Genomic DNA, 4,780 nt, shown 5'->3' on the forward strand with positions numbered 1-4,780 from the left:
TCCAAAAATTCCGCCACCTTCTGGGCGTTGGCGCAGTGGGCCTTGGCCCGAAGCGGCAGCGTCTCCATGCCCTGGATGACCAGGAAGCTGTTGAGCGGCGCGGGCGTGGCCCCGATGTCGCGCATGAGCCCGGTGCGGATCTTCGTGCAAAAGGCCGAGCAGGGCGTGCCCTCGATCGAGCACAGCATGTCCCAGAAATTGGCCCCGTGGTAGGTCGGGTCCGGGGCGGTGATCTCCGGGTACCTGCCCCCGGCCGACCAGTCGAAGCCCCCGGCCTCGACGATGGCCCCGCCCAGGCAGGTGCCGTGGCCGCCGATGATCTTGGTCAGCGAATACACCGCGATGTCCGCGCCCACCTCGAAGGGGTTGAGGATCGGCGGCGCGGCCACGGTGTTGTCCAGCACGAACGGCAGGCCCGCGTCGTGGGCCACCTTGGCGATGGCCGGCAGGTCGTCCACGTTGCAGCGCGGGTTGCCGATGGATTCGGAGAAGACCAGGCGCGTGTCCTTGTCGATGGCCCGGGCGAAGTTGGCCGGGTCCGAGGAGTCCACGAAGCGCGCCTCGATGCCGAAGCGCTTGAGGGTGTGTTCGAAAAGCGTATGGGTGCCGCCGTAGAGGTTGCTGCCGGTGACGATGTTCTGGCCGGCCCTGGTGATGGCGGCCACGGCGTAGAAGATGGCGGACATGCCCGAGGCCGTGGCCACGCAGGCCGAGGCCCCGTGCAGGGCGGCCAGGCGCTTTTCCAGCACGTCCGTGGTCGGGTTGCCGAGGCGGGTGTAGATGTAGCCGGCTTCCTTGAGGGCGAAGAGATTGGCCGCGTGCTCGGGGTCGCGGAACAGGAAGCTCGTGGTCTGGTGGATGGGCACGGCCCGGGACAGGGTGTCGGCGTCCGGCGTGTGGCCGGCGTGCAGGGCCAGGGTCTGGGCATGCCACGGCGGGGTGGGCATGGGGATTCCTCCGGTTGGGATTGTCGTCGCGGCGCGAACGCCGGGAGCATGCCGCCCCTATATGCCAATCCGGGGCTTCCCGGAAGGGCGGGGACGGCGGTTTCGGTCTTGACATACGCTGGCGCGGACCCGACAACCGTGGCCGACGCCAGTAGCGCGTCCTGCCGTCACCGCAAGCACCGGGAGGGTCTTTCATGCGCCTGCACGCCTTCTACCACGTGCCCTTCGAGGACGTGGGCTCCATAAAGCCCTGGGCCGAAGCCAAGGGGCATACGCTCACGGCCACCAGCCTCTTCGCCGACGAAACGCCGCCGCCGGCGGCGGACTACGACATGCTCGTGGTCATGGGCGGTCCCATGGGCGTCTACGACGAGAAGGAACATCCCTGGCTGGCCGGGGAGAAGAAGGCCATCGAGGCGGCCGTGGCCGCGGGCAAGCCGACGCTCGGCATCTGCCTCGGCGCGCAGCTTCTTTCCGTGGTCCTCGGCGGCACGGTGACCCAAAACCCGGCGCCGGAAATCGGCTGGTTCAAGGTCGCGATGACGCCCGAGGGCCTCGACGAATCGGTCTTCGCCGGCTTTCCCCAGTCCTACTACGCCTTCCACTGGCACGGCGACACCTTTTCCATTCCGCCCGGCGCGGTCCACGCCGCCAGTTCCGCCGCCTGCGCCAATCAGGCCTTCGTCTACAACCACCATGTCGTGGGCCTGCAATTCCACCTGGAAACCCAGCCCGTGAACATGCAAAAGCTCATCAAGCACTGCGCCGCGGACGTGGCCGAGCCCGGCCCCACCGTGCACCATCCCAAGCAGATGCACGCCGGCCGCGAAGCCTTCAAGGACATCCAGGCGCTCATGCACCGCCTGTGCGATTCGCTGACGGCCTAAAGACGGAAAGGCGAATGCCTCCGGCGGCCAGGAGGGGGTGCCCCCCTCCTGGATCTCCCCGGTAGGGGAGGCGACGGTTCGGGTAATGTTGAAGCAGGGGGGAATGGGAATGCGGAAGAGAGAGCGGGAAATCAAGGACAAGAGTGTTCTGGAAGAGCTGCTCATGCGGGCGCGAGTGTGCCGCCTGGGCCTCTACGATGGGCAGTGGCCCTACGTGGTGCCGGTCAACATGGGCTACGCCGCCGGCCGCATCTATTTCCATTCCTCGCGCAAGGGCAGGAAGATGGAGATCCTGCGCGAGAATCCCCGCGTGTGCTTCGAGATCGACAGCGACGTGGAGGTCGTCACCGGCGAGCGCCCCTGCGACTACACCACCAACTACAAGTCGGTCATCGGCTTCGGCACGGCCGTGCTGGTCGAGGACGAGGCCGAGAAGATCGAGGGCCTTCGCATCATCATGCGCCGCCACGCCGGGCCCGTGGAGGGCTTTCGGCCCGAGGTCGTGCCGGTCACGGCCGTGGTGCGCATCGACATCGAACGCATGACCGGCAAGTCCAATCCGCCGTACAACGAGTGGAACTGACGCCGGCAAGAGCGCCTGGAGTAGTTGCGGCCTCGCTGTGAAAGGTTGTTGAACGGAACCGTACGGGAGGACGTCATGCGCGTGGTCTTTGTGGGCGATTCGTTGACCGTGGGCGTGGGCGACCCGGCCTATCTCGGCTGGGTGGGCCGTCTTTGCGCCGCCTCGCCTTTGGCCGGGCTGGGGCTGACGGCCTACAACCTGGGGGTGCGTTCGGAGACGAGCCGCCACATCAAGGCGAGGCTGGCCCGCGAGCTGGCGCCGCGCCTTCTGCCCCGCGAGGAGGCCCGGGCCGTGCTGTGCTTCGGCGTCAACGACGCCAAGGTGGAAAACGGCCGGCGCAAGGTGGAGCTGGCCGAGTCCGTGGACAACCTGTTCGCCATCGTGACGCAAGTTTCCAAGCTCTGCCCGCTGCTCATGGTGGGCCCGCCGCCGGTTCTCGACGACGCCCACCGCACGCGCGTGGAGGAGCTTTCCGACGTCTTCGCCCGCACCTGCGACGACATGAACGTGCCCTATCTGGAGATGTGCCGGGCGCTTTGCCGCGACGCGGCCTACTGTGACAGCCTGGCAGCCGCCGGCGACGGCTACCATCCCGAAGCCGGCGGCTACGCGGCCATGGCCAGGCGCGTGGGCGAATGGGACGCCTGGCTCGCCTGGTTTCGCTGTTAACGCAGTTCCAGTTCCGCCACGGCCTCGATGTGGGCGGTGTGGGGGAAGAGGTCCACGGGCGTCACGCGCGCGACGGCGTAGAGTTCGCCCAGGGCCTTGAGGTCGCGGGCCAGGGTGGCCGGGTTGCACGAGACGTAGACGATCTTCGGCGGCGCGGCGGCAAGCAGCGCCGCGACCATCTCGGGCGCGGCCCCGTTTCGCGGCGGATCGAGCACGGCCACGGCCAGGGAGACGTCGGCAAGTTCGGCCAGGCCCTTGGCCGCGTCCATGGCCTTGAACACGGCGTTGCCGACTCCTGAAAGTTCCGCCGACCTGTCCGCGTCGGCCACGGCGCGCTTGTCCGCCTCGAAGCCGAAGACCGTTTCGAAGCGCGGGGCAAGCGTCAGGGCAATGCCTCCGCAGCCGCAGTAGAGGTCCGCGGCCGCGCCCGACGGGGCCTCGCCGGCGGCCTTGGCCGCCACGTCGTACAAAAGCGTCGCCGCTTGCGTGTTGGTCTGGGCGAAGGCGTCGGCGGACACGTGCAGCCGGGCCGGGCCGAAGCGCTCCTCCAGGTAGTCCTTGCCCAGGGCCAGCACCTGCCGCTCGCCGAGCGCCACGGCCGTGGCCGCCCGGCGCACGGAATGCACGAACCCCGTCACCTCCGGAAAGCGCGCCATGACCGCCTGGCCCAGGGCGTGGGCGGCGTCGCCCGCGCCGCGCGCCGGGCCGGTGATGCAGTTGACGAGCCGCTCGCCGGTTTCCTCGCTCTCGCGAAGCACCAGATGCCGCCACACGCCCTTGCTTGAGCGCGCGTCGTAAGCGGCCAGTCCCGTCTTGGCGCAGGCCTCGCGGATGAACCCCAGCACCTCGCCGGCCCAGGGGGCCATGAGGCGGCACTCGGCCACGTCGAGCACCCGGCCCGGGCGAAGCCGCTCGTGCAGGCCCAGGTGCAGCCGGCCGGCGAAGGCGAATTCCATCTTGTTGCGGTAGGCGTAGACGCGCGGCGAGGCCACGGTCTGCGCCACCTCCACGTCGGGCAGGCCGCCCAGCCGGGCGAGCGTCTCCACGACCTGCTCGCGCTTCCAGAAAAGCTGGGCCCCGTAGTCGAGATCCTGCCAGACGCAGCCGCCGCAGACGCCGAAATGCGGGCACTGGGGCGTGGCGGCCTGGGGAGAGGGCGTGACGGTCTTCACCACCGTCGCCTCGGCGAAGCCCTTTTTGAGCCGCGTCACCTTGGCCTTCACCGTGGCTCCGGGCAGCCCGCCGTCCACGAACACCACAAGCCCGTCCAACCGGGCCACGCCCTTGCCGCCGAACGCCAGCCGGTCCACGGCGAGCGTCAGTTCCATGTCTTCACGTATGTCCATGGCGGCCTTATGCGCGAGGCCGGCCAAGGGCGCAAGGGCGACGTGGTCCCGGGCCGGAGAAAACGGGGCCTCGCGGCGGGAACGCGCCCGCCGCGAGGTGGAATATGGCCGGAAGCACGCGCGCCGACGCGATTCGCACGGGCGCATGCCGCATGGCAATGCAGTTAGATAATGGGATTTATCAAGAACCCTTATGGGCCCTCGACAACCTAGTGTCGCGTCCTCAAAATTAATACATATTTAAGCGACCAGCGGTTTGCCGGTGTAGGTCCACTTGAAGGGCTTTGCCCAGAGCTCGTTATAGTTCTTGATGTACTCCATGATCTGGCCGACGAGTTGTTGCTTTGA

5 protein-coding genes are annotated in these 4,780 nt (G+C 68.2%); 3 read left to right on the forward strand and 2 right to left on the reverse strand.

Annotated features, from left to right (window positions below; translation table 11 throughout):
- On the reverse strand, positions 1-947 hold a 947-nt coding region (locus tag Q1K70_RS14495; RefSeq protein ID WP_300160968.1), incomplete at its 3' end, for an aminotransferase class V-fold PLP-dependent enzyme.
- Between the two features lie 194 nt (positions 948-1,141).
- Between Q1K70_RS14495 and Q1K70_RS14500 the strand changes: the two genes are divergently transcribed.
- From Q1K70_RS14500 to Q1K70_RS14510, 3 genes are all read left to right on the forward strand, one after another.
- Positions 1,142-1,834: a type 1 glutamine amidotransferase gene (locus tag Q1K70_RS14500; RefSeq protein WP_300160969.1), complete on the forward strand. Its 693-nt coding sequence runs from the start codon at positions 1,142-1,144 to the stop codon at positions 1,832-1,834.
- Positions 1,835-1,943: 109 nt separating this feature from the next.
- A complete protein-coding gene (locus Q1K70_RS14505) occupies positions 1,944-2,417 on the forward strand; it encodes a pyridoxamine 5'-phosphate oxidase family protein (protein WP_300160970.1) in 474 nt (157 codons plus the stop codon).
- Positions 2,418-2,492: 75 nt separating this feature from the next.
- Positions 2,493-3,086: a GDSL-type esterase/lipase family protein gene (locus Q1K70_RS14510; protein ID WP_300160972.1), complete on the forward strand. Its 594-nt coding sequence runs from the start codon at positions 2,493-2,495 to the stop codon at positions 3,084-3,086.
- Here the strand turns inward: Q1K70_RS14510 and rlmD are convergent.
- Entirely contained in the window at positions 3,083-4,432 is a 1,350-nt protein-coding gene (gene rlmD / locus Q1K70_RS14515; protein WP_300160974.1) for a 23S rRNA (uracil(1939)-C(5))-methyltransferase RlmD, read from the reverse strand. The genes Q1K70_RS14510 and rlmD overlap by 4 nt on opposite strands.
- Between the last annotated feature and the right edge of the window lie 348 nt (positions 4,433-4,780).

It is taken from the genome of Solidesulfovibrio sp. (assembly GCF_029978005.1).
Lineage (GTDB): Bacteria > Desulfobacterota > Desulfovibrionia > Desulfovibrionales > Desulfovibrionaceae > Solidesulfovibrio.

Excerpts from the sequence above, each read along its gene's own strand:
- Q1K70_RS14500 (WP_300160969.1), top strand. The coding sequence starts at position 1,142 with ATGCGCCTGCACGCCTTCTACCACGTGCCCTTCGAGGACGTGGGCTCC.
- Q1K70_RS14505 (WP_300160970.1), top strand. The coding sequence starts at position 1,944 with ATGCGGAAGAGAGAGCGGGAAATCAAGGACAAGAGTGTTCTGGAAGAG.
- Q1K70_RS14510 (WP_300160972.1), top strand. The coding sequence starts at position 2,493 with ATGCGCGTGGTCTTTGTGGGCGATTCGTTGACCGTGGGCGTGGGCGAC.
- rlmD (WP_300160974.1), bottom strand. The coding sequence starts at position 4,432 with ATGGACATACGTGAAGACATGGAACTGACGCTCGCCGTGGACCGGCTG.